This window comes from Glutamicibacter soli (assembly GCF_003309065.1).
Classification (GTDB): Bacteria; Actinomycetota; Actinomycetes; order Actinomycetales; family Micrococcaceae; genus Glutamicibacter; species Glutamicibacter soli.
In genome coordinates this window covers 110,087-132,239 of sequence record NZ_POAF01000005.1, presented here as the reverse complement: position 1 = coordinate 132,239, position 22,153 = coordinate 110,087, and the positions used below count along the sequence as shown (strand labels likewise).

Genomic DNA, 22,153 nt, shown 5'->3' with positions numbered 1-22,153 from the left:
GCCAGGATGCCTGCCGGGGCTTCGGCGATTCCTATCTCCGGGGGAGGACTAGATATCCACGTGGGTAGGGTCGAGCACGCGGCGCAGGAAGTCCTGCGTTCGCGGCTGCTGCGGATTGCCGATGACCTCGGCCGCAACGCCCTCCTCCACCACGACGCCGCCGTCCATGAAAACCACGCGGTCGGCGACCTCTTTGGCGAAGGCCATCTCGTGGGTCACCACCAGCATGGTCATGCCCTCGCGGGCCAGCTTCTTCATGATGGCCAGCACTTCGCCCACGGTCTCCGGGTCCAGCGCACTGGTCGGCTCGTCGAAGAGCATCAGGGTCGGTTCCATGGACAGCGCGCGGGCGATCGCCACGCGCTGCTGCTGGCCGCCGGAGAGCTCGTCCGGATAGCGTCCGCCGAAGTCGCCCAGACCCACACGTTCCAGGTTCAGCTTCGCGGTGGCGTGCGCCTTGGCCTTGTCGCGCTTGAGCACCTTGATCTGGGCGACGGTGCAGTTCTCCAGCACGGTCAGGTGCGGGAACAGGTTGAACTGCTGGAACACCATGCCGACGTTCTGGCGCATCTTGTCCAGGTTGACCTCGGGGTCGGTGGCCTCGAAGCCGCCCACGTGGATGGTGCCGCCGTTCGGCTTCTCCAGCAGGTTCACGCAGCGCAGCAGGGTGGACTTGCCCGAGCCCGAAGGGCCGATCAGGCAGACTACCTCGCCGGGCCTGACGTCCAGGCTGATGCCCTTGAGCACCTCGTTGCTGCCGTAGGACTTGCGCAGGTCCGAGATCTCCACGCCGGCGGCGCGTTCTGCCATCGAGTTGTTGGTCGTGGTCATTGTCGGTCCTTTCTAGCGCTTGGTCCGAGCCGAGCGGGATTCAAACTTCCGGGCTACCAGGCTCAACGGGATCGTGATGACCAGGTAGAACAGGCCGGCGGCGACCAGCGGGGTGATGCCGGCGTCCAGCGACTGGATGCCATCGCGGCCGAATTTAGTCATTTCGTACTGGGCCATCGACGCGCCCAGGATGAAGGCCAGCGAGGAGTCCTTGGTCAGCAGGATGATTTCGTTGGTCATCGGAGGCAGGACGATCTTGAACGCCTGCGGGATCACGATGGTGACCATGGCGCGCCAGGCAGGCATGCCCAGCGAACGTGCCGCTTCGGTCTGCCCCTTGGGCACTGCCTGCAGGCCCGCGCGCAGTGTCTCGGCGATGTAGGCCGAAGATACCAGACCCAATGCCAGCATGATGTTCACCGGCTGCGGCCAGGTGGTGCCGAAGGCCTGGGGGAGGCCGAAGCCGAAGGCCAACAGCACCAGGATGGCGGGGATGCCGCGGAAGAATTCAACAAAAGCGGTGGCGAACCAGCGGTACGGGGCGAAGGACGCCATTTTCATCAACGCCAGCAGCAGGCCGACAACCAGGCCGAAGGCGAAGGAAATAACGGTGTAGAAGATGGTGTTCTTCAAGCCGACAATGATCATGTCCGGGAACATCGGGCCTAGCTTCTCGAAGGAGAAGAAGGCATAGCGGGTCTTTTCCCAGTCCAGGGACAAGACCACTGCGGCGATGATCGCAACAAACAGGATGATCTGGATGGTTTTGCTCAGGCGGGCGCGCTGACTCGTGGTCATTGCCATGGTGTACCTCTCATAAAGGTCGCGGGGGCCGCCGCGGCGCCCGGATCAGGGCGTCGCTCGGCCCCCGCGTCTAAATAGTCCGTTAGCGACGAGGACTTACTTCTCGCCGAACCACTTCACGGTCAGCTCTTCCATTTCACCCGAATCGGTCAGGCGCTTCAGGGTGCCGTTGACCAACTCGAGGGTGGCGGCCTGCTCCAGCGGCACTCCGACGCCCAGCTGCTCGCCGGTCTTGAAGTCGGCGACCACCGCGTAGCCCGGCTTGTCCTTGATCGCGTAGCCGAGCACCGACTGGTTGCCCAGCAGCGCGTCAACCTGGCCGGCCAGCAGGGCCTGGGTCTGCAAGCCCGCGTCCTCGTAGCCCACGATGTTGCTCAGGCCCTGTTCCTTGGCGTACTTCTCGCCGGTGGTGGCCTGCTGCACACCCACCTTCTTGTCCTTGGCCGTGGCCAGATCGGTGATGCCCGAACCGTCCTTGGAAATCAGCACCAGGTCGTCATCCATGTACGGGGTCGAGAAGTTCATCTTCTTGGCGCGCGCATCGGTGATGGACAGCGAGGAAATGGCAATGTCGCACTGGGACTTGAACAGGCCGGATTCGATGGAGTCGAAGCTTGCGTCGATGACGTTCAGCTCAACCTTGGCATCCTTGGCGATTTCCGCGGCGATGTCCATGTCGAAGCCGACGTTCTTGCCGCCCTTGACGAACTCGAATGGCTCGTAGGGGATGTCGGAGCAAACGGTGAGCTTGCCTGCGTTGAGGAAGGTCGGCCCACCTGCGGCGTCTGCCGAAGGCTCGGCCGAACCGCTATCGGAGCCGCAGGCGGTCAGGGCCAGAAGTGCCACGGAAGTTGCTGCCAGGGTGGTGGCAAAACGTTTTTTGGTCAGACGCATAGGATCAAAACCTACTTTCGGGTAATGCGAGTGGATCATTGCGTACGCACAATCATAACCACGCTACAACGAGGATGAGATTCACCTCACACACGTGTCGGGGAGCATAAGTAAAACTTGTGCTGAAATCCGACCATTACCTGACCAGCACGAGGAAGCCGGCTAGGGCACTACTCGGCGCCCAGCGCCTGGCGCATCGGGCGCATTTTCGCCCATGACTCGGCCAGCTCGTCTTCGGGCACCGAGCCTGGAACGATGCCGCAACCGGCGTAGAGGCGCATGTGGTTTGCATCCTCCAGAATGCCTCCGCGCAGCGCGATCCCGAATTCGCCGTCGCCGCGCGAGTCCACCCAGCCCACCGGGCCGGCGTAGGGTCCGCGGTCCAGGCCTTCCAGCTGGCGCAGCACCGCTCCGGCCTGCTTCGTGGGAGTGCCGCACACCGCGGCGGTCGGGTGGAAGATCTCCGCGATGTCCAGTGCTGAGGGCAGCGCCCCGCGCTCGTCCGGGCGCAGTTCGGCGCGCACGTCGCTGGCCAGGTGCCAGACATTGGGCAGCTGCAGGATGAACGGCTCGTCCGGGGACTTCATGCCGTGGGAAATCGGGTTCAGCGCTTCGGTCAGCGAATCGATGGCCAGCTGGTGCTCGTGGCGCTGCTTGGGGTCGTCGAAGAGCCGGCGCTTGGCAAAGTCCGGGGCGTCAGCCCCTTCGGTGGCCCGGTCCAGGGTGCCGGCCAGCACGCGGGCCTCGGCCAGTCCGTTGGTGACACGCACCAGCATCTCGGGGGTGGCGCCCACCAACCCGTCCACCGAGTAGGTCCAGCAGTTGCCGTAGCGTTCGGTCAACGCGGTCACGACATGGGACAGGTCGATCGGTGTGGTGCTGCGGGCCATGATGTCCCGGGCGAGCACCAGCTTGGAGATGCCTGACTCGCTGAACGTGCCCAGCGCCTGGCGCACCGCGTCAAGGTAGGCGCCGGCGGTCAGCTGTCCGCTGGTCAATTCGATCTCGCCCTGGGTCGTCGGGGCTAGTGCCGCTTCGTCCTTAGCGGCCCGGGCGCGTTCCAGCGCGGAGTCGAGAGTCAGGCCAGCCAGCTGTTCGGCGCTGCCGGTCACCGTGATCCACGACTTCTCGTCATCCTGCCCCAGCACGATCTGGGGGATCACCAAGCGCGAGTCGAAGGCGCTGGTGAAGGAGAAGGCGAAGGACCCGAACGCGATCAGGCCGCTGCCGGGCCGGTTGATCGGGTCGGTGATCTGCGCCTGTGAGAGCAGCTGCGCGAACCAGGTGCGCGCCTCGACGAAGCGCTGTTCGCCGCGGGTAGTCAACCGCGCGGCGGTCCCGAATCCCACCAGCCCGCGTCCGCGCCGCGTCCAGACCATGCTGCCGTGGCGCAGGGAATCGGAGATGAGATGCTCGGAGGCACCTTCGTACTCGAAGGTGATGCTGGTTAACGCTGGTGCCGAGGCATGAAGGCCGCTGGCGCCGAGAACGGACGAATCTGCAGACATGATAGGGCTAAGCCTACCGCGCAATGACCACCGGCGACTGGAGGAGGTGTCCGCTGTCACCACGCCGGATGCAGCTGTGACTTTCAGCGGGTTGCGCCGCGCCATCGCGCGCGACCCGGTAAACTCGGTGTTGACCAGTTTCGCGGCCCATTGCCATGCCATAAAACGCGGCAAGCGCCGGTCTGCGAGCGTTCAGTGGAACGCATCGGATAGAGTGAAGTGATGTTTGTGCGCCACCAGCGCGGGCAAGCAGTCCTCGTTCAATGCGATGACCAAGCCGATGAAAGATAGTAAGCCGTAAAACAGTGACTGATTCCAAGAGCAACTGGACCGCAGCCGGACACGAGGTGTCCGACTCGATTGAGCTGAATCCTGAAACCGCAGTGCTTGCTGCGGCCATCAATCTTCCCTCGGGCTTTGCACTGATCGCCGAGGATCCCGAATTCGGACCTGCCATCTCCATGGGCATGGCCAAGGTGGAGAAGCTGCTGCGCGATGCGCTGGCCAACTCCGACCCGTTGATTGATGCCTCAAGCCGACACCTGGTGGAAGCCGGCGGCAAGCGCGTGCGCCCGCTGCTGGTGCTGCTGACTTCCCTGCTGGGCGGCGGCGTGACCGACGAGGTCATCAAGGCCGCCGCCGTGGTCGAGCTGACCCATCTGGCAACCCTGTACCACGATGACGTCATGGACTCCGCGCCGATGCGCCGCGGCGCTCCCACCGCCCATGAGGTCTGGGGCAACTCCGTGGCCATCCTGGCCGGAGACCTGATCTTCGCCCGCGCTTCAGTCTTCGGCGCCGACCTGGGCCCCGAAGCGGTGCTATGGCAGTCGCGCACCTTCGAGCGCCTGTGCCTGGGCCAGCTGCACGAATCCATCGGCCCGCGTGAGGGCGACGACGCCATCGCCCACCACATCCAGGTGATCAGCGACAAGACCGCCTCCCTGCTGGCGACCTCCGGCGCCTTCGGCGCCCGCTTCGGCGGCATCCCCGAATTCATCGAAGTGCTGCGCGAGTACGGCGAGAAGGTCGGTGTGGCCTTCCAGGTCGCGGACGACGTCATCGACATCGCCTCCAAGGAAGCCGACTCGGGCAAGACCCCGGGCACCGACCTGCGCGAAGGCGTGCCGACCCTGCCGGTGCTGCTGCTGCGCCAGGCCGCCGAGAACGGCGACGCCGCCGCGCAGGCGGCCGTCGAGCTGGTGGATTCGGACCTGACAAGCGACGAGGCTCTGGCCAAGGCCGTGGAAGCCGTCGCCGCCCACCGCTCCGTCCAGGACGCCTGGAGCGTGGCTCGCCGCTGGGCCGACGACGCTATCGAGGTGCTGGCTCCGTTGCCTGAAGGCACCGTGAAGAGCGCGCTGATCTCCTTCGCGGACGCCGTGGTGACCCGCGAAGCCTAGCTCCGGCGAACCGTCCAAGCAACGAAGTCCTGCACCTCCCGGAAGGGAAGTGCAGGACTTCATTGGTTTAAGCCGCGGTTTTCAGCACCGCAGGTCGGACTCGTAGAGCCGCTGCGGGTGTTCGTCGCTGAAGAGCGCCGCGCGCAGCTGCTCGGCCTTCGCGGCGCGGTCCTCGACAGGAACCCGGTGGCGCAGCTGGCGGTAGAGCTCGTCGTCCCAGTACCGCGGGAAGACATGCTGGTGGTAGTGCCAGACATGCTGGTTCCCGGCAGGCTCGTTGTGCTGGCGGGTGCTGGTGCCGTCCGGATTCCACGCCAGCTTCATGGCCAGCGCGATACGCCGGGTCTCGCGCATGATCGCGGCGCCGATCTGCTCATCCAGGTCGTACAGGGATTCAAGATGGGCGGTCGGGATGATCATCACGTGCCCGCCGAAGTTCCCGAAACCGTCGCAGGCCATGATCGCCGCGACCTGGTCGGTCTGGTAGATCATGTCCGTCGGGGCGCACAGGTTGTCCTCGCTGAAGGGCAGGTTGTTGACCAGCTCGCAGAACGGGCACTGGTAGCCGTGCGGTTCGTGGGAACGGTAGAGCACTAGTCCTCCAGCTCGGCAGCTAATTCCTCGAAGACCCAGGCGAACATGTCCAGGGTGAATTCGCTGAAGGTGCCCTCCTCGCTGACCCAGTTGCCCTTGGCGTTGTTGCGGCGGTAGACAATCGGATCCGGCACCTCGAGCTGGGACTGCTTGAAGCCCCACACGAACTTCTCTTCCTCGTCCTCGAGGAACAACAGGTAGCCGTCCTCGATTTCCAGCTCTTCGGGATCGAAGAAGTAGTGGTAGGCCTCCATGAAATCGTCGTTGTTGCCCAGGGCGAGGTAGAACTCCTCCAGGACAAAGGGGATCTTGACCTTGGCCTCGGCCAGGCCGTCTGCCAATTCCCCGGCGCTCAGGCCATCGGCTTCGTTCCACTGGTCCTCAAGGTATTTCGGGACGAGTGAACGGAACTTCTCTAGAAACATGTCAGCCATGCGTTAATCCTATCCAGAACTAGCGCAGCTCAAGTGCACTGAGCGCAATCCATAGTTGGACCCGGTCACTGGTGACGTTCGGGTCGTAGCCGGAGAGCTCGGCAATTTGCTGCATGCGGTAGCGCACGGTGTTGCGGTGCAGCCCCATCGATTCGGCCACCGCTCCCACGGAGCCGTCGCGGTTCAGGTACTCGCGCAGGGTGCGCATCAGCCCCGAGTCGTGGGAGGAATCGAAATCCTGGATGGGGCCCAGCGCCTCGGCGGCCAGGTCCTGCAAGGGCACGTCGCGGGCGGCCAGCAGCAGGGAGGTCAGCGAGAGCTTGGTGGGGACATTGACGCGTTCGCCGTGGCGCAGCGATTCCAGGGCCTCGAAATAGCTCCACCGGATGCCGGTGGTGTTCGAGTAGCGTCCGCCGTAGCCGACCTTGGCGGGGATGCCTGCGGTGGCCAGGTAGGTGTCGAGCCGGTCGATGGACAGCTGCACCTGCTTGTACGCCACGATGACCACTAGCCGGTCCTCGACGATGGCGGTGACCTGCGAGGCGAGGTCGGCGGGCAGGGGGAGTGTCTGCAGCCTGTCGGCTTGGCCGCTGGCCTGCACCAGCACCACCGAGTGCTCGCGCTGGGATTCCAGGCCCAGCGCGCCCAGGCGGACCGCCGCGTCCGATCCGGACAGCGCTCCGGAGGCAAGGTCGGCCAGCACCTGCCCGTTGGCCAGGCGCCGCGAGGCGCGCAGCCGGGACTTGTTGGTCAGCTCCAGTCCGATCAGCGACTGGGCGTATTCCACGATGGGGTCACGGGTGTAGGGCTCGGCGATGTGCAAGGTGCAGCGGTCGCGCAGCCCGGTGGCCACCGGCAGCTCGTGCCAGGCCCGCCCCGGATCGAAGTCGCCGCTGATCACTTCGCCGTGCAGGCTCAAGGCGACGTCGGTGCTCAGCATCTTGGACAGCTCGGTGAGCATGCGGTCCAGATCCGAAGACAGCAGGGACTGGGCCAGCTTCTGGTGGGCGCGCAGCAGGTTCTCAACACGCTTGACGTGGTCTGCGTTCAGCGCTTCGGCAATCAGGCGCGAAATCGCCGCGAAAGGAGTTTTATAGGGCACCTCGATGACCGGCAGGCCCACCTCTCGGGCGGTTTCAAGTACCGGACCCGGTACGCTTTCGTGCTCCAAGCCGATACCGAACCCCAGCGCCACCACATCGTTAGCCGCCAGCGTGCGAACGAAATCGATCTGCGCCGCGGCCGACTTCTGGCGGACTCCGGTGGTCAGCACGATCTCGCGGCCGGTGAGGAATTTGGAGGGGTCCAGAAGCTCAGTCACCGCGCCCCATGTGATCGCGGTCTCCAAGGAGTGTGTAGGATCAGTCAAAGCCTTTAAACCAAGCTCGTCATGATCCAGCAGTCCGCGTAAACTAATTGCCATAGGTTCATTCTATGGTGCGTCTGCTGCTGCAAGGATTTGCGCAAAATGCTCAAAAACTTGAGTGAAAGATGCCGAAAAGTGACCACATTGCGAAATTTTTGCGCTAGCTTAGTGACATGAGCTCTCAATCATCTACTCAGGGCGCTCCGCTCGCATCAGACAAGCGTGAGACTTTCTCGTCACGCAAACTCTTCATTCTCTCCGCGATCGGTTCGGCCGTTGGTCTAGGAAATATTTGGCGTTTCCCCTACGTCGCCTACGAAAACGGCGGCGGCGCATTCCTCATCCCTTACCTGGTTGCCATCCTGTGCGCCGGTATTCCGCTGCTGTTCCTGGACTACGCAGTCGGCCACCGCTACCGCGGGTCGGCCCCGCTGTCCTACCGCCGCGCGAATCGCAAGGCCGAAGTGCTCGGCTGGTGGCAGGTTCTGATCTGCTTCATCATCGCCATCTACTACGCAGCCATCATTGCGTGGGCCGCCATGTACTGCTGGTTCTCCATCACCAAGGCCTGGGACAAGAACCCCGACGGCGCCGGTGGATTTTTCATGAACGACTTCCTGAAAGTCCAGGAAGAAGTCACCGTTGGCTTCGACTTCGTCGGCCCGGTGCTGATCCCGATGTTCGCCGTCTGGCTGATCGCCATCGTGATTATGGTGGCCGGCGTGAACAAGGGCATCTCCCGCGCCAACGCCATCTTCATGCCGCTGCTGATCATCATGTTCCTGGTCCTCGTGGTCCAGTCGGTCTTCCTGCCCGGCGCCATCGACGGCCTGAACACCTTCTTCACCCCGAACTTCGAAGCGCTGAAGAACCCGAGCGTCTGGGCTGCTGCCTTCGGACACATCTTCTTCTCGCTCTCCGTGGCCTTCGGCATCATGGTGACCTACTCCTCCTACATGAAGCGCAAGAGCGACCTGACCGGTTCCGGCTACGTGGTGGCCTTCGCCAACTCGAGCTTCGAGCTGCTGGCAGGCATCGGCGTGTTCGCCGCCCTTGGCTTCATGGCCTACAACGCGAACTCCAGCGTGGACGAGGTCGCGGTCAGCGGCATCGGCCTGGCATTCATCGCCTTCCCGACCATCGTGTCGCAGGCGCCGCTGGGTTCGGTCATCGGCGTGTTGTTCTTCGGTTCGCTGGTCTTCGCCGGCTTGACCTCCCTGATCTCGATCCTCGAAGTGATCGTGGCGGCGTTCCAGGACAAGCTGGGCTGGCGCCGCGCACCGGCGACCCTGATCGTGACCATCCCGGTCGCGCTGATTTCCCTGGCGCTGTTCCCGACCACCACGGGCCTGTACCTGCTGGACACCATGGACGCGTTCGTGAACCAGTTCGGCATCCTTGCCTGCGCACTGGTCATCGTGATCGTCCTCGGCGCCGGCCTGGGCATGCTCCCGAAGCTGGCCAAGCACCTTAACCGCCACAGCTCCATCAAGGTGGGCACCGGCTGGAAAGTCCTGGTTGGCGGCGTCGGCCCGGCAGCGCTGGGCTACATGCTCATCAACGAAGTCCAGACCAAGATGGCCGAGCAGTATTCCGGCTATCCGGCATGGTTCAACGGTGTCTTCGGCTGGGGCATGGCCGGTGCGCTGATCGTGGGCGCAATCATCTTGTCCATGGTTCCGTGGAGCAAGAAGTCCAAGCTTGATGACCCGGAATTCCACCAGCACAAGAAGAACGTCGAAGCCGAGGAAATTCCGGAACCCGCAGGAAAGGAATACTGACAATGAGCGCACTGGCGATTGTCTTCATGATCATTTCGATGCTCACCATCTGGGGCGGCCTGGCCCTAGCCCTCATCCACCTGTCGCGTCACCCGGAGAAGACCGATGACGACGTGATCGAGCCGGCACACTCGCTGTAGCCTCGATTCACGGCAGCACCAGCGCGGCTCCCGTTCCTTCGCGGAACGGGGGCCGCGCTTTGTCTGTGCACTTGCACTACCAAGCCGGCAGCTCCTTGTGCTGAATCCGGTAGTGCAACGTTTCGCGCCAACATATTCTGCTACTAGAACTTTGCATTCCTCGGCGGATGCAAGAGCCATAGTGAGAGGAAAAGCTGGTGGACGTTACCTACCGCATTGAACAGAAGCGCAAGCTCGAAGGCCCATTCCCAGGCCCCAAGTCTCAGGAGCTGACCGCTCGCCGCGCCAACGCGGTGGCAGCTGGCGTCGCCTCGACCCTCCCGGTGTACGCTGCAGACGTTGACGGCGGCATCATCGTCGACGTGGACGGCAACCAGCTGATCGACCTCGGCTCCGGCATCGCCGTGACCACCGTTGGCGCCTCGAACCAGGCAGTGGCCAAGGCCGTCGCCGAGCAGGCCCAGCGCTTCACCCACACCTGCTTCATGGTCGCCCCGTACGAGGGCTACATCGAGCTGGCAGAGAAGCTTGCCTCCATCACCCCGGGCAGCTTCGAAAAGCGCGCCGCATTCTTCAACTCGGGCTCCGAGGCAGTGGAGAACGCCATCAAGGTGGCCCGCGTGGCCACCGGCCGCCAGGCAGTGGTTGCCTTCGACCACGCCTACCACGGCCGCACCAACCTGACCATGGGCCTGACCGCCAAGGCAGCTCCGTACAAGCGCGGTTTCGGCCCGCTGGCGCCGGAGATCTACCGCATGCCGATGAGCTACCCATACCGCGAAGAGAACCCGAACATCTCGGGCAAGGAAGCCGCTGAGCGCGCCATCCTGGCCATGGAGAAGCAGATCGGCGGCGACCAGATCGCCGCGATCATCATCGAGCCGATCCAGGGCGAGGGCGGCTTCATCGTCCCGGCCACCGGCTTCCTGCCTCGCATTGCCGAATGGGCCAAGGAAAACGGCATCGTCTTCGTCGCCGACGAAGTCCAGGCCGGCTTCGCCCGCTCGGGCTCCTGGTTCGCCTCGGACATCGAGGAAATCGAGCCGGACATCATCACCGTGGCCAAGGGCATCGCCGGTGGCATGCCGCTGTCGGGCATCGTGGGCCGCGCCGAACTGATCGACGCCGTGCACGGCGGTGGCCTGGGCGGCACCTACGGCGGCAACCCTGTTGCCGTGGCAGCTGCGCTGGAGTCCATCAAGTTCATGGAGGAGCAGGACCTCTCGGGCCGCGCCCGCGAGATCCAGGAGCAGTTCTTCACCCGCTTCACCGCGCTGCAGAAGGACGTCCCGGCAGTGGGCGACGTCCGTGGCCGCGGTGCGATGATCGCGCTGGAATTCGTCAAGGCCGGCGGCAAGCAGCCTGACGCAGCCGTAACCAAGGCCATCGCCGACGAGTGCCTGGCCCAGGGTGTCCTCATCTTGACCTGCGGCACCTACGGCAACGTTGTCCGCCTGTTGCCACCACTGGTCATCGGCGACGAGCTGCTCACCGACGCGTTCGATGTTCTGGAAGCAGCAATCCGCAAGCACGCCGCCTAATTGGCAGCGAACGGATAAACCCACCGCAAACGGCATCCCGCACAGCTCGCGCTGTGCGGGATGCCGTGCATTAACCGGGGACTTCCCGGCCTTCCGCGTCGCACCCGCGCGGGGAGGCACCCGGCCGGGCGCTGCAGGAGACCTGTCGGCCGGGAAGTGAAGCAGCACGGGACGGGTGCGCTGGAGCGGCCAGAAGGCCTCAAGAAGCGGGGCATGCGGTTCAGCTAATGAACAAGGCCCGCAGCTGCTTTCCCGAAGAACTGGAAGAAGCTGCGGGCCTCGCTGCGCGCGGAGGGAGCCTTAGACGAGCTGCTTGGGCTCCGGCATGGTGCCGGCCTTGGGCGCGCGCAGCATGTCGACCAGTACGATGATGACGGCGATCCAGACCAGCCCGAAGCCGATCCAGCGTTCCACCGGCATCTGCTCGCCGAAGACCAGCAGTCCGAGGATGAACTGGATCAGCGGAGCCAGGAACTGCAGGGAGCCGACGGTGCTCAGCGGCAAGCGCCGGGCAGCCCCGCCGAAGAGCAGCAGCGGCACAGCGGTAATGATGCCGCTGGCGGCCAACAGGAGCACCGTGGCCGGATCGGCCGCAAACAGGGCCGAGGCGTCGGCCATGGCTAGCCAGCCGATGAACACGGCGGCCAGGGGAGCGAGCCACAGGGTCTCCATGGTCAGTGTGCCCAGCGCAGTGCCGCTCTGGCCCACCTGGTTCTTCACCAGGCCGTAGAAGCCGAAGGAGAAGGCCAAGCCCAGGGAGATCCACGGAACCCGGCCCAAGCCGATGGTCAGCACGATCACCGCGAGGCAGGCGAAGCCCACTGCCACCCATTGCAGGGTCCGCAACCGTTCCTTCAGCACCAGCACGCCCAGCAGGATCGCCACGATCGGATTGATGAAGTAGCCCAGCGACGCCTCCAGCACGTGTCCGGTCAGCACCGCCACCGCGTAGAGCACCCAGTTCGCCGCGATCAGGAAGCTGGCCAGCGCCAGCTGCCGCATGGTCTTGCCTTCCTTGAACATGGCCGCGAACTGGCGCATCTGCTTGGTCGCAAGCAGCAGCAGGACGCAGAAAACCAAGGAGAACACCACTCGGACCGCAACGAACTCGAAGGCCGAGATCTGCGGGAGCATGAGGAAATAGACCGGGAGCAGGCCCCAGATGAGGTAGGCGGTGCTTCCCTGGATCAAGCCGTAGCTGTGCTGCGAGCGGATGGGGTTCACGGTGCGTGGTGTCATGCGGCGGATCGGCTTTCGAACAGGGAGGACTGCGGTGAGCCCGGAAACTTCTTATCAAGAAGTGGATACAAATCACACGCTATAACATCGAGCCGTGCGCGGCGTTCCCAGTTTCGCTTCATTAACCGCCGGCGTTGCCAAGATCACCCTGCCGCGGCGCAGGTTTTCTCCCCGCAGCGGAACGGTGCGGCGTTTCCGTACGTTGACTAGACTAGGAAGACTAAGTACGAATTCATGACTAGGGGAGTACGCCATCGTGCATGGACACAACAACGGATTCAAGACGGCCCTTTTGCTTGGCGGCATGTTTGCGTTGCTCCTGGCAATTGGCTCCCTGATTGCCAACGGCACCGGCAACGCCAGCTTCATCTGGATCTTCGCCCTGATCGGCGTCGCCACCACCGCGTACGGCTACTGGAACAGCGACAAGATCGCGCTGCGCTCGATGCATGCCTACCCGGTGACCGAGGAGCAGCAGCCGGAAATGTACCGGATCGTGCGCGAGCTGTCGATGAATGCCCAGCAGCCGATGCCGCGCCTGTACGTTTCGCCGACCGCCTCGCCGAACGCGTTCGCGACCGGACGCAACCCGGAGAACGCCGCGGTGTGCTGCACCGAGGGCATCATGCAGCTGCTCAACGAGCGCGAGCTGCGCGGGGTGCTGGGCCACGAGCTGATGCATGTCTACAACCGCGACATCCTCACCTCCTCGGTGGCGGCGGCCATCGCCGGCGTGATCACCTCGCTGGCGCAGTTCCTGCTGTTCTTCGGCGGCGGAAACAACAACGAGAACCGCAACGTCAACCCGATCGCGCTGATCGCGCTGTCCCTGCTGGCTCCGATTGCCGCGTCGATCATCCAGATGGCCGTGAGCCGCACCCGCGAGTTCGACGCGGACGAGGACGGCGCCAAGCTGACCAACGACCCGCTGGCCCTGGCCAGCGCGCTGCGCCGGCTTGAAAGCGGCATCAGCGCGGCCCCGTTGCCCGCCCAGGATCAGAAGCTGGTCAACAGCTCGCACCTGATGATCGCCAACCCGTTCGGTTCGAAGCTGAAGCAGATGTTCTCCACCCACCCGCCAATGGACCAGCGTATTGCGCGCCTGGAGTCCATGGCCGGCGGCCAGCAGTACTAAACTCCGGTATCGCACCGGTTAGATGGAAATAGGCGAGGAGCCCCGGCAGGGGCTCCTCGCCTAGGTCGTACCGCAGCGGTGGACGCTTAGCGGTAGTTGATGAACTGGAGGTCGGCTTCTTCGAAGTCCTTCAGCAACGCGATGATGCTCTGCAGGTCGTCGCGGGACTTGGAAGAGACGCGCAGCTCGTCGCCCTGGATGATGGACTTGACACCCTTCGGGCCCTCGTCGCGGATCAGCTTGTTGATCTTCTTGGCGACATCCTGGGCGATGCCCTCCTTGATGGCGGCTTCGATGCGGTATTCCTTGCCCGAGGCGAACGGCTCGCCGGCGTCCAGGGACTTCAGCGAGATGTTGCGCTTGACCAGCTTGGACTGGAAGACGTCGAGGACTGCCTTGACGCGCTCTTCCGAGGCGGCCTTCATGAGGATCTTCTCGCCGCTGAAATCGATCTCTGCCCCGACGCCCTTGAAGTCGTAGCGCTGCTGGATCTCTTTTTGGGCCTGGTGCAGCGCGTTGGCTACTTCCTGGCTGTCCACCTTGCTGACAACGTCAAAACTGGAATCGCTAGCCATGTGAATACTCCTAGATGTAACGGTTCAGATTCGAGTCCAAGACTACCGGGTTTGGGCCCCGAAAACCGGCTGTGATCAGGGTTACAGCAAAAAGACCCCTCTCGATTTCACATCACTGAAAATCTCCTGTAGAGTTATTTCTCGTTCCGACAAGAACAAATGTTCTCAAACGGAGCGACTCGGCAGATTACCCGAGTGGCCAAAGGGGGCTGACTGTAAATCAGCTGGCAACGCCTTCACTGGTTCGAATCCAGTATCTGCCACAAATAACTCCCAGATCGAAAGATCTGGGAGTTTTTTGATTAACCGGAAGCTATTCCCGAAATGGCAAAGGTTTGTGAAATCTCCCATTTCTGGGTATTCACCGCGCTCGTCCGCTACCGTGTAAGCATGGCAACTAAAAATGTGAGCGAAAACGATTTCGCGCAGCTGATCGAAGAGAACGACATTGTCCTCGTGGATTTCTGGGCTGCGTGGTGCGGCCCCTGCCGCCAATTCGCCCCAGTGTACGAGCAGACCTCGGAGAAGTTCACCGATGTCGTCTTCGCGAAGGTCGACACCGAAGCAGAGCAGGGCCTGGCCCGCGCCGCCAACGTCACCTCCATCCCGACCATCATGGCCTTCCGTGAAAAGGTCCTCGTGTTCTCGCAGGCAGGCGCACTGAACGCGAGCCAGCTCGAAGACCTGGTCACCGCGGTCAAGGGCATCGACATGGGCGAGGTCCACGCGCAGATCGCCCAGGAAGCCGCCCAGGCGGAATCCTAAGCACCTACGCTTCGGGTTCTAGCGCTCCCGGTGATCCAGCGGCGCATAGCGGGGCCCGAAGCTTTGCTTCCGTTCGCCCGAAAGCTGCAGCAGGCGAACCACTCGCTGCCGATGCGGAGCGAACGGAGCAAGAAGTTCCATCATTCCGGCGTCATCCACACGCCTTCCGGTGAGCACCTGGCCCACGAACGCGGCCAGATGGAAATCTCCCACCGAAACGAAATCCGCCGAACCGTGCGAACGCTGCAGCGTCTCGGCCACGGTCCACGGACCAATACCCGGCAGCGAGAGCAACGCAACCTCCAGAGTCCCGGGTTCTCTCGCCGCCGGCTTCGCCGCGTCAATCGGCTGACCGGCCCACCACTGGAGGCTTCCAGCCGCCGCCGCTACCTGGCGCAGGGCAGTTGCCCGCTTCTGGTCCACGCGCGCGGCCTGCCAATCCCAACGATTCATCGTAGCGATCTGGGCCGCACCTGGGGCGATCCGCAGCCCATCGGGCACCGGTCCGGGCGCCGGCCGTCCCTTATGGCGGATCAGCCAGCGCCATGCGTAGTTCGCCTCGATCCCCGTGACTCGCTGCTCCAGCACTGCGCCCAGCAGATGCTCGAAGATCCGGTTGGTCCGCGGCAGGACGACGTCCCGGTGCAGGGTGCGGGTATGCTGCACGATCTCCGGCAACGTGGCGCTGAACTCCGGAGCGTCGAAACCGCTCCAGTCATCGCTGGCGCCCAGTAGATCCGGGGCGCAATCCACGGCCCAGTGGGCGCCGGGACCCCACCCCTGGAATGTTGCAGGCGCGTTAAGCGTGGGCTTGAGAATTCGCAGGGAGGCGTCGCCCGCCGGCGTCGTGAACGCCAACCAGGCCTCGGAAGCGGACAGCCGGATGGTCGGATCGCCCAGACCGCGGCGCAGAACACCTAGCGACCTGCCCAAAGAGACCGGTCCCTGCGGGGCGTAGGTTCCGGTGACTGCGTCCTGGTCCAATTGCATGCTCGGCTGCTTCCTTTCCTTATGCCGGCCCGCCGCCGTGCGGCCCGTGTTAACACCGTGGATGGGCGTGCGGGGACTGCGTGACGTTAAGCTACGAACGGCAACGACAAGTGTGACACCCGCCGGTAAAGTTCTTGACATGAAGTATGCGCCTACTGTTTTGGACCTGATCGGCAACACACCGCTCGTCAAGCTCAACCGCGTGACCGAAGGCGTCAAGGCCACGGTACTCGTGAAGCTCGAATACCTGAACCCGGGCGGCTCCATCAAGGACCGCATCGCGCTGAAGATGATCGAGCGCGCCGAGCAAAGCGGCGAACTGAAGCCCGGAGGCACCATCGTGGAGCCCACCAGCGGCAACACCGGGGTCGGCCTGGCCATGGTGGGGCAGCTTAAGGGCTACAACACCGTCTTCGTCACCCCGGACAAGGTCGGGGAGGAAAAACGCGACGTGCTTCGCGCCTACGGTGCCGACGTCGTGGTGACCCCCACGGCGGTAGCTCCGGATTCTCCTGAATCCTACTACGGGGTCTCCGACCGCTTGGTCACCGAAATCGACGGCGCCTACAAGCCGGACCAGTTCTCCAACCCCGGAGCCCCGGACAGCCACTTCGAAACCACCGGACCTGAAATCTGGACCGACACCGACGGCAAGCTGACCCACGTGGTGATCAGCGCCGGCACCGGCGGGACCATCACCGGCACCGGGCGCTACCTCAAGCAGATTTCCGCCGATCGCGCCTCCGGCCCGGTCAGGGTCATCGCCGCGGATCCGGATGGCTCGGTCTATTCCGGCGGCACCGGCCGCCCGTACTTCGTCGAAGGCGTCGGCGAGGACATGTGGCCCGGCAACTACGACTCGGCCGTGCCCGACGAGGTCCAGGCGGTCACCGATGCCGAAGCCTTCGCCATGACGCGCCGGCTGGCTAAGGAAGAAGGCTTGCTGCTGGGCGGCTCCTCCGGCATGGCCGTGGCTGCGGCCCTGCGTATCGCCAAGGACCTCGACGAAAACGACGTTGTGGTAGTCATCGCCCCGGACGGCGGCCGCGGCTATTTGGCCAAGATCTACAACGAATCATGGATGCTGACCCAGGGCTTCACCGGCGAGCAGAACTCAGAGCTGCGTCGCGTGGCCACGGCGTTGGCGACCGAACCGGTCATGACAATTGGCCCGGACGCCACGCTGGCCCGGGCTGCCGCGTTGCTGCGCGAATCCGGAGCCGACGCGCTGGTCGTCGCCACGGCGCAGCTTCCGGCCCGCATCGGCGAGGTCCGCGGGGTCGTCGGCGCTGGCCAGCTCACCGAGGCGCTGCTTGCCGGGGCCGCTCCGGACAGCACCTTGGCGGACCTGGAATCGCTGCCGGTCCCACTGCTGGGAGTGGGGGAGAGCCTGGACCGCGCACGCCAGTTGCTGGAGCATTGCCCCGCCGCGCTGCTGACCGAAGACGGCGAGGTTGTCGCCGCACTGACTTCATCCGACCTGCTGGCCTATGTCACCCGCTAGAGATTTCGCAAAGGACACACTTTCAATGACTGAAAATCCCCAGGGATCCAACACCCGTTTCGTCCACGCCGGCCAGGCCTTCGAACCGGTCACCGGCGCCGTGGTGCCGCCGCTGCACTTTTCCTCGACCTACGCCCAGGACGGCATCGGCAACCTGCGCGGTGGCTACGAGTACGGCCGCGGTGGCAACCCGACCCGCGACGCGCTGCAGGCCCAGCTGGCCGCCGCCGAGCACGGCACGCACGCCTTCTCCTTCGGTTCTGGACTGGCCGCCGAGGATTCGCTGATCCGCGCCATCCTGCGCCCCGGTGACCACATCGTGCTGGGCAATGACGCCTATGGAGGAACCTTCCGCCTGATCGACCGCGTGCTGGGTGCCTGGGGCATCGGCAACACCCCGGTGGACATGGGCGACGATGCGGCGCTGGCCGCGGCCATCGAGAAGAACAAGGCGAAGCTGGTGTGGGTCGAGACCCCGTCCAACCCGATGATGAAGATCACCGACATCGCCAAGGCCGCGCAGATCGCCCACGCGGCCGGCGCGCTGCTGGTCGTGGACAACACCTTCGCCAGCCCGTTCCTGCAGCAGCCGCTGACCCTGGGCGCGGACATCGTGGTGCACTCGACCACCAAGTACATCGGCGGCCACTCCGACGTGGTCGGCGGCGCGGTGATCGTCAAGGACTCCGAGCTGGCCGAGAAGATCGGCTTCATCCAGTTCGCCGTCGGCGCGGTCTCGGGTCCGATGGACGCATTCCTGACCACCCGCGGACTGAAGACCCTGGGCGTGCGTATGCGCACCCACTCGGAAAACGCCGCGCAGGTGGCAGCCTGGCTGGGGGAGCGCAAGGAAGTCGAGCGCGTGCTGTACCCGGGCCTGGAAAACCATCCGGGCCACGACATCGCCAAAGCGCAGATGAGCGGCTTCGGCGGCATGGTTTCCGTGCAGTTCGCCGGCGGCGAGGCCGCGGCCCGCAAGGTCGCGGAAAGCACTCGCCTGTTCACCCTGGCCGAATCGCTGGGCGGCATCGAATCGCTGATGAACTACCCCTCGGAAATGACCCACGCCTCGGTCAAGGGCACCGAACTGGCAGTTCCGGTGAACCTGCTGCGCCTCTCGGTGGGCATCGAGGACGCCGCGGACCTGATTGACGACTTGGAGCGGGCCTTCTCCGCGCTGTAGCCGAGGCAGGAGCCCCGCGCCGGAGGAAAGCCATCCGGCCGAGAACTGAAAATGCGCGCTGAACCCGTCTCCGGGTTCAGCGCGCATTTTCGGTCTTTTCTCTGGTGCCCGGAGGCCCGGGTGCTGCGAGGCGGAGTGCCCGTCAGCGCGGAGGCACCGGGCCGCGTTTGCGTGGCTTGGGGGAGACCACCTTGAAGTAGCGGTTGCTGGCCGGCACCCACATCAGCGCGACACTGAACAGCACAATGGCCGCCAGGATCGAATAGCGTCCCATGCGCAGCACCATGGGCAGCGCCGCGATCAGCCCGACCCAGGTCAGCTGGGCCCGCGCCGAGCGCTGGCCGAGAAACAAGCGGTAGGCCAGAACGCCGAAAGCGACGCCGGCCGCCAGCAGCAGCGCAACCAGCGACATGGCCGCAAGGTCCAACGAACCGCGCTGGGTCTGCTCGTAAACCAGGAATGCCCCGAAGCCGAGAAAGAGCACTCCGGCCAGTACCCAGAGCAGCTGCGAGATGAGCAGCCCGCCGGGGACCGGCTCGTCCGGACGCCTTGGAAAATCACGAATATTCACGGTTTCAAGCCTACTGGGTGAGTAGCGGTGCCCGATCTCACACACCCCTGGCGCTGACAAACAGGGGCAGGGTTCGTTAGCATTAAGTGTTCGCGAACATCAGGGTATCCCTTGCATCTGGCCCAATTTTTGAGGTTAGAGCCTTCTCGTGTTGTATCTCCGCAAAGTGTGTGCGGGTCTTTATGTCATAGGGGAGCGCTTGATGAGCGTGACTTGTTTTCTGACTGTGTAGCCTTGTGTCGTTTCTTTGGGGACGGCTAGGCCTATTCCCCTAACGAATGAGGTAATTCTTCGTGTCTTCTGACATGCCCGTAAACACTGCCGACACCCAGACCACCGAGGAACCAACGGTTACCTTCAGCGAACTTGGTCTTGATGCCCGCGTGCTTGCTGCACTGGCCGACCTGGGCTACGAAAAGCCGTCGCCGATCCAGGCCGCCACCATTCCGCTGCTGCTCGACGGCCGCGACGTTGTCGGTCTGGCCCAGACCGGTACCGGCAAGACTGCCGCTTTCGCATTGCCTGCGCTCTCCCGCATGGCAGAGCTGGCCGACCTGAACGGTCCGGCCACCACCCCGCAGATCCTGGTTCTGGCACCGACCCGCGAGCTCGCGCTGCAGGTTGCCGAGGCTTTCACCTCCTACGCCAAGTACCTTCCTGACTTCACCGTGCTGCCTGTCTACGGCGGCTCGCCATACGGCCCGCAGCTGGCCGGCCTGCGCCGCGGCGCACAGGTTGTCGTCGGCACCCCGGGTCGCGTGATCGACCACATCAACAAGGGTTCCCTTGACCTGTCCAACCTGCAGTACATGGTGCTGGACGAGGCCGACGAAATGTTGCGCATGGGCTTCGCCGAAGAGGTCGACAAGATCCTGGAAGCCACCCCGGAAGAGAAGCAGGTTGCCCTGTTCTCGGCCACCATGCCACGCACCATCCGCCGCATTGCTTCAGAGTACCTGCGCAACCCGCAGGAAGTCGCCGTCAAGTCCAAGCAGACCACCGGCGCCAACATCACCCAGCGTTACCTGCAGGTCATGGGCGCCCACAAACTGGACGCCATGACCCGCATCCTCGAGTCCGAGGAATTCGACGGCGTCATCGCCTTCGTGCGCACCAAGATGGCCACCGAGGACCTCGCCGACAAGCTGAAGGCCCGCGGCTTCACCGCTGCAGCCATCAACGGCGACATCCCGCAGCAGCAGCGCGAGCGCACGGTCGAGAACCTGCGTTCGGGCAAGATCGACATCCTGGTCGCCACCGACGTTGCCGCCCGCGGCCTGGACGTCGAGCGCATCTCGCACGTCGTGAACTTCGATATCCCGCACGACACCGAGTCCTACGTGCACCGCATCGGCCGTACCGGCCGCGCAGGCCGCAAGGGCGACGCGATCCTCTTCATGACCCCGCGTGAGAAGTACCTGCTGCGCGCCATCGAGAAGGCTACCCGCCAGTCGGTGACCCAGATGCAGCTGCCTTCCCTGGATTCGGTGAACAACCGCCGCATCCAGAAGTTCACCGACCGCATCGATGCAACCATCACCGGCCAGGACCTGGGCACCTTCCGCGAAATCGTGGAGCAGTTCGCCGCCCAGCACGAGGACCTGGACCACCTTGAAATCGCTGCGGCCCTGGCCCTCATGGCCCAGGGCGGCCGCCCGCTGCTGATGACCGAGCCGGTCATGCCACCATCCAAGAAGGCCCGCCTGGAGCGCGACCGCGCAGACCGTGGCGATCGCGGAGAGCGCGGCCCACGCCGTGGCAAGACGGCCGCCGAGGGCAACGCCATGTACCGTCTGGCAGTTGGCCGCCGCAACCGCGTGCAGCCGGGCTCCATTGTTGGCGCACTGGCCAACGAGGGCGGCTTCAACTCCTCGGAAATCGGCGGCATCGAGATCCGTTCGGACCACACCTTGGTCGAGCTGCCAGCCGAGCTGAGCAAGGACCAGTGGCGTGCACTGTCCAACACCCGCATCGGCGGCGAGCCGATCAACCTGGAGCTGGACTCCGGCCGCAAGCCGCGCCGCGATGACGACTCGGATCGCGGCGGTTACCGCGGCGGACGTGGCGGCAGCTTCAACGACCGCAAGCGCTCGGGCGGCTTCCGCGGCGATGACCGCCGTGGCGGCGGCGACAAGCGCTTCGGCGGACGAGGCAAGGATCGCTTCAGCGATTCGGCTCGTCGCCGCGACTACTAAGCCGCCAGTGGCTTAGCCAGCGTGAACTGAGAACCCCTGGGAAAGACCGCAAGGTCATACCCAGGGGTTCTTCGCATCCCGGGGCTTGCTTGGCGCCGCCGTAGCCAAGAACTCGCCATGATGTGGGAATGCCTGGTCTCCGGCGTCTTGAGGGGCCTCAGGGACACCTGAATGCCGGACGTGGCCCCACGGGAGCCGCACGAACTCCTGAAAGGCCGTCAAATCCGCTCTGGCGTGCGAAGAGGTGATTCATCGGCGGCGGGGAATGAGTGGCAAACGCAGCCATTCTACGCTCAAATTCAAAAGGCTCAGGGTAAGCAACGCCCGAGCGTGGGTTCGCTGGCCAAAGCCTGATCAGTCCAACCGGGGATGCAGTGCTTGATCCGAGGGGTGATGACTGGCAACAGCGCGAGAACCTTGCAAGCGGCCGGAAAGGTCTTGAAGGATTGCAGAGCCATGCGTAGTTCAGTGATTTGGACTCCGACTAAAGCGCTGTGAATGCCAGGACGCGAAGCCCGCTAAAACGGCAATGAATACCACAAGAAAAACGCAGGGAAACGAAAAGAGAGACAATCTGAATTCAGATTGTCTCTCTTATTTCGAGCCCCCTGCCGGAATCGATCCGGCGACCTCGTTCTTACCAAGAACGCGCTCTACCACTGAGCTAAGGGGGCAACGAGTAATAACTTTACACAGCTTT

General features: G+C 64.0%; 20 protein-coding genes and 2 tRNA genes. 10 read left to right on the top strand and 12 right to left on the bottom strand.

Going from position 1 to position 22,153, the window contains the following annotated elements:
• Window positions 1-48: 48 nt before the first annotated feature.
• From C1H84_RS11410 to C1H84_RS11395, 4 genes are all read right to left on the bottom strand, one after another.
• Window positions 49-831 carry an amino acid ABC transporter ATP-binding protein gene (locus tag C1H84_RS11410; RefSeq protein ID WP_047119778.1) on the bottom strand — a complete coding sequence of 261 codons (783 nt, stop codon included), beginning with the start codon at window positions 829-831 and terminating at the stop codon, window positions 49-51.
• A gap of 12 nt (window positions 832-843) precedes the next feature.
• Window positions 844-1,635, bottom strand: a complete 792-nt coding sequence (locus C1H84_RS11405) for an amino acid ABC transporter permease (protein ID WP_047119777.1) — start codon at window positions 1,633-1,635, stop codon at window positions 844-846.
• A 96-nt stretch (window positions 1,636-1,731) separates the two neighbouring features.
• Entirely contained in the window at window positions 1,732-2,529 is a 798-nt protein-coding gene (locus C1H84_RS11400) for an ABC transporter substrate-binding protein (RefSeq protein WP_047119776.1), read from the bottom strand.
• Window positions 2,530-2,699: 170 nt separating this feature from the next.
• The gene (locus tag C1H84_RS11395) at window positions 2,700-4,037 is read right to left on the bottom strand and encodes an isochorismate synthase (protein ID WP_052772449.1); all 1,338 of its coding nucleotides are present in this window, start codon (window positions 4,035-4,037) and stop codon (window positions 2,700-2,702) included.
• Between the two features lie 305 nt (window positions 4,038-4,342).
• Between C1H84_RS11395 and C1H84_RS11390 the strand changes: the two genes are divergently transcribed.
• On the top strand, window positions 4,343-5,440 hold the full coding sequence (locus C1H84_RS11390) for a polyprenyl synthetase family protein (protein ID WP_047119775.1): 1,098 nt from the start codon (window positions 4,343-4,345) through the stop codon (window positions 5,438-5,440).
• Window positions 5,441-5,521: 81 nt separating this feature from the next.
• Here C1H84_RS11390 and C1H84_RS11385 read toward each other — a convergent pair whose 3' ends face one another.
• Genes C1H84_RS11385 through C1H84_RS11375 form a run of 3 tightly spaced genes read right to left on the bottom strand, consistent with a single transcriptional unit; the run spans window position 5,522 to window position 7,891 of the window.
• Window positions 5,522-6,034, bottom strand: a complete 513-nt coding sequence (locus tag C1H84_RS11385) for an HIT family protein (RefSeq protein ID WP_113607458.1) — start codon at window positions 6,032-6,034, stop codon at window positions 5,522-5,524.
• Window positions 6,034-6,468 (bottom strand): hypothetical protein, encoded by a 435-nt coding sequence (locus C1H84_RS11380; protein WP_113607457.1) that lies wholly within the window; start codon window positions 6,466-6,468, stop codon window positions 6,034-6,036. The genes C1H84_RS11385 and C1H84_RS11380 overlap by 1 nt, the downstream gene beginning before the upstream one ends.
• 19 nt (window positions 6,469-6,487) lie before the next feature.
• The gene (locus tag C1H84_RS11375) at window positions 6,488-7,891 is read right to left on the bottom strand and encodes a PucR family transcriptional regulator (protein ID WP_113607456.1); all 1,404 of its coding nucleotides are present in this window, start codon (window positions 7,889-7,891) and stop codon (window positions 6,488-6,490) included.
• Window positions 7,892-8,007: 116 nt separating this feature from the next.
• Between C1H84_RS11375 and C1H84_RS11370 the strand changes: the two genes are divergently transcribed.
• The 3 genes from C1H84_RS11370 to gabT all read left to right on the top strand — a co-directional run bounded on the left by C1H84_RS11370 (window position 8,008) and on the right by gabT (window position 11,296).
• Window positions 8,008-9,615: a sodium-dependent transporter gene (locus C1H84_RS11370; protein ID WP_047119771.1), complete on the top strand. Its 1,608-nt coding sequence runs from the start codon at window positions 8,008-8,010 to the stop codon at window positions 9,613-9,615.
• 2 nt (window positions 9,616-9,617) lie between these two features.
• Complete coding sequence (locus tag C1H84_RS11365; protein WP_113607455.1) at window positions 9,618-9,755, top strand: methionine/alanine import family NSS transporter small subunit; 138 nt, start codon at window positions 9,618-9,620, stop codon at window positions 9,753-9,755.
• Between the two features lie 197 nt (window positions 9,756-9,952).
• Entirely contained in the window at window positions 9,953-11,296 is a 1,344-nt protein-coding gene (gene gabT / locus C1H84_RS11360) for a 4-aminobutyrate--2-oxoglutarate transaminase (RefSeq protein ID WP_053798557.1), read from the top strand.
• 300 nt (window positions 11,297-11,596) lie between these two features.
• On the opposite strand, the gene rarD is transcribed toward gabT, so the two are convergent.
• Entirely contained in the window at window positions 11,597-12,535 is a 939-nt protein-coding gene (gene rarD, locus C1H84_RS11355; RefSeq protein ID WP_113607454.1) for an EamA family transporter RarD, read from the bottom strand.
• Between the two features lie 256 nt (window positions 12,536-12,791).
• Here rarD and htpX point away from each other — a divergent pair, with 256 nt between their 5' ends.
• Window positions 12,792-13,670 (top strand): zinc metalloprotease HtpX, encoded by an 879-nt coding sequence (gene htpX / locus C1H84_RS11350; RefSeq protein ID WP_047119768.1) that lies wholly within the window; start codon window positions 12,792-12,794, stop codon window positions 13,668-13,670.
• Window positions 13,671-13,756: 86 nt separating this feature from the next.
• Here the strand turns inward: htpX and C1H84_RS11345 are convergent, their stop codons facing one another.
• Window positions 13,757-14,245, bottom strand: a complete 489-nt coding sequence (locus C1H84_RS11345; protein ID WP_047119767.1) for a YajQ family cyclic di-GMP-binding protein — start codon at window positions 14,243-14,245, stop codon at window positions 13,757-13,759.
• Between the two features lie 181 nt (window positions 14,246-14,426).
• Between C1H84_RS11345 and C1H84_RS11340 the strand changes: the two genes are divergently transcribed.
• Together C1H84_RS11340 and trxA are read left to right on the top strand one after the other, a co-directional pair.
• Window positions 14,427-14,508 (top strand) — tRNA-Tyr (locus tag C1H84_RS11340).
• Between the two features lie 127 nt (window positions 14,509-14,635).
• The gene (trxA, locus tag C1H84_RS11335) at window positions 14,636-15,010 is read left to right on the top strand and encodes a thioredoxin (RefSeq protein WP_047119766.1); all 375 of its coding nucleotides are present in this window, start codon (window positions 14,636-14,638) and stop codon (window positions 15,008-15,010) included.
• An 18-nt stretch (window positions 15,011-15,028) separates the two neighbouring features.
• Here trxA and C1H84_RS11330 read toward each other — a convergent pair whose 3' ends face one another.
• Window positions 15,029-16,000, bottom strand: a complete 972-nt coding sequence (locus tag C1H84_RS11330; protein WP_047119765.1) for a DNA-3-methyladenine glycosylase family protein — start codon at window positions 15,998-16,000, stop codon at window positions 15,029-15,031.
• Between the two features lie 139 nt (window positions 16,001-16,139).
• Here C1H84_RS11330 and C1H84_RS11325 point away from each other — a divergent pair, with 139 nt between their 5' ends.
• Both C1H84_RS11325 and C1H84_RS11320 read left to right on the top strand, forming a co-directional pair.
• Entirely contained in the window at window positions 16,140-17,504 is a 1,365-nt protein-coding gene (locus C1H84_RS11325) for a cystathionine beta-synthase (RefSeq protein ID WP_113607453.1), read from the top strand.
• Between the two features lie 25 nt (window positions 17,505-17,529).
• Window positions 17,530-18,687, top strand: coding sequence for a cystathionine gamma-synthase (locus tag C1H84_RS11320; RefSeq protein WP_053798553.1), 1,158 nt, complete (start codon window positions 17,530-17,532; stop codon window positions 18,685-18,687).
• Between the two features lie 142 nt (window positions 18,688-18,829).
• On the opposite strand, the gene C1H84_RS11315 is transcribed toward C1H84_RS11320, so the two are convergent.
• Window positions 18,830-19,258: a hypothetical protein gene (locus C1H84_RS11315; protein ID WP_047119762.1), complete on the bottom strand. Its 429-nt coding sequence runs from the start codon at window positions 19,256-19,258 to the stop codon at window positions 18,830-18,832.
• 305 nt (window positions 19,259-19,563) lie between these two features.
• Between C1H84_RS11315 and C1H84_RS11310 the strand changes: the two genes are divergently transcribed.
• Complete coding sequence (locus C1H84_RS11310; protein ID WP_113607452.1) at window positions 19,564-21,453, top strand: DEAD/DEAH box helicase; 1,890 nt, start codon at window positions 19,564-19,566, stop codon at window positions 21,451-21,453.
• Window positions 21,454-22,055: 602 nt separating this feature from the next.
• On the opposite strand, the gene C1H84_RS11305 is transcribed toward C1H84_RS11310, so the two are convergent.
• Window positions 22,056-22,127, bottom strand: a tRNA-Thr gene (locus tag C1H84_RS11305).
• Window positions 22,128-22,153: the final 26 nt, after the last annotated feature.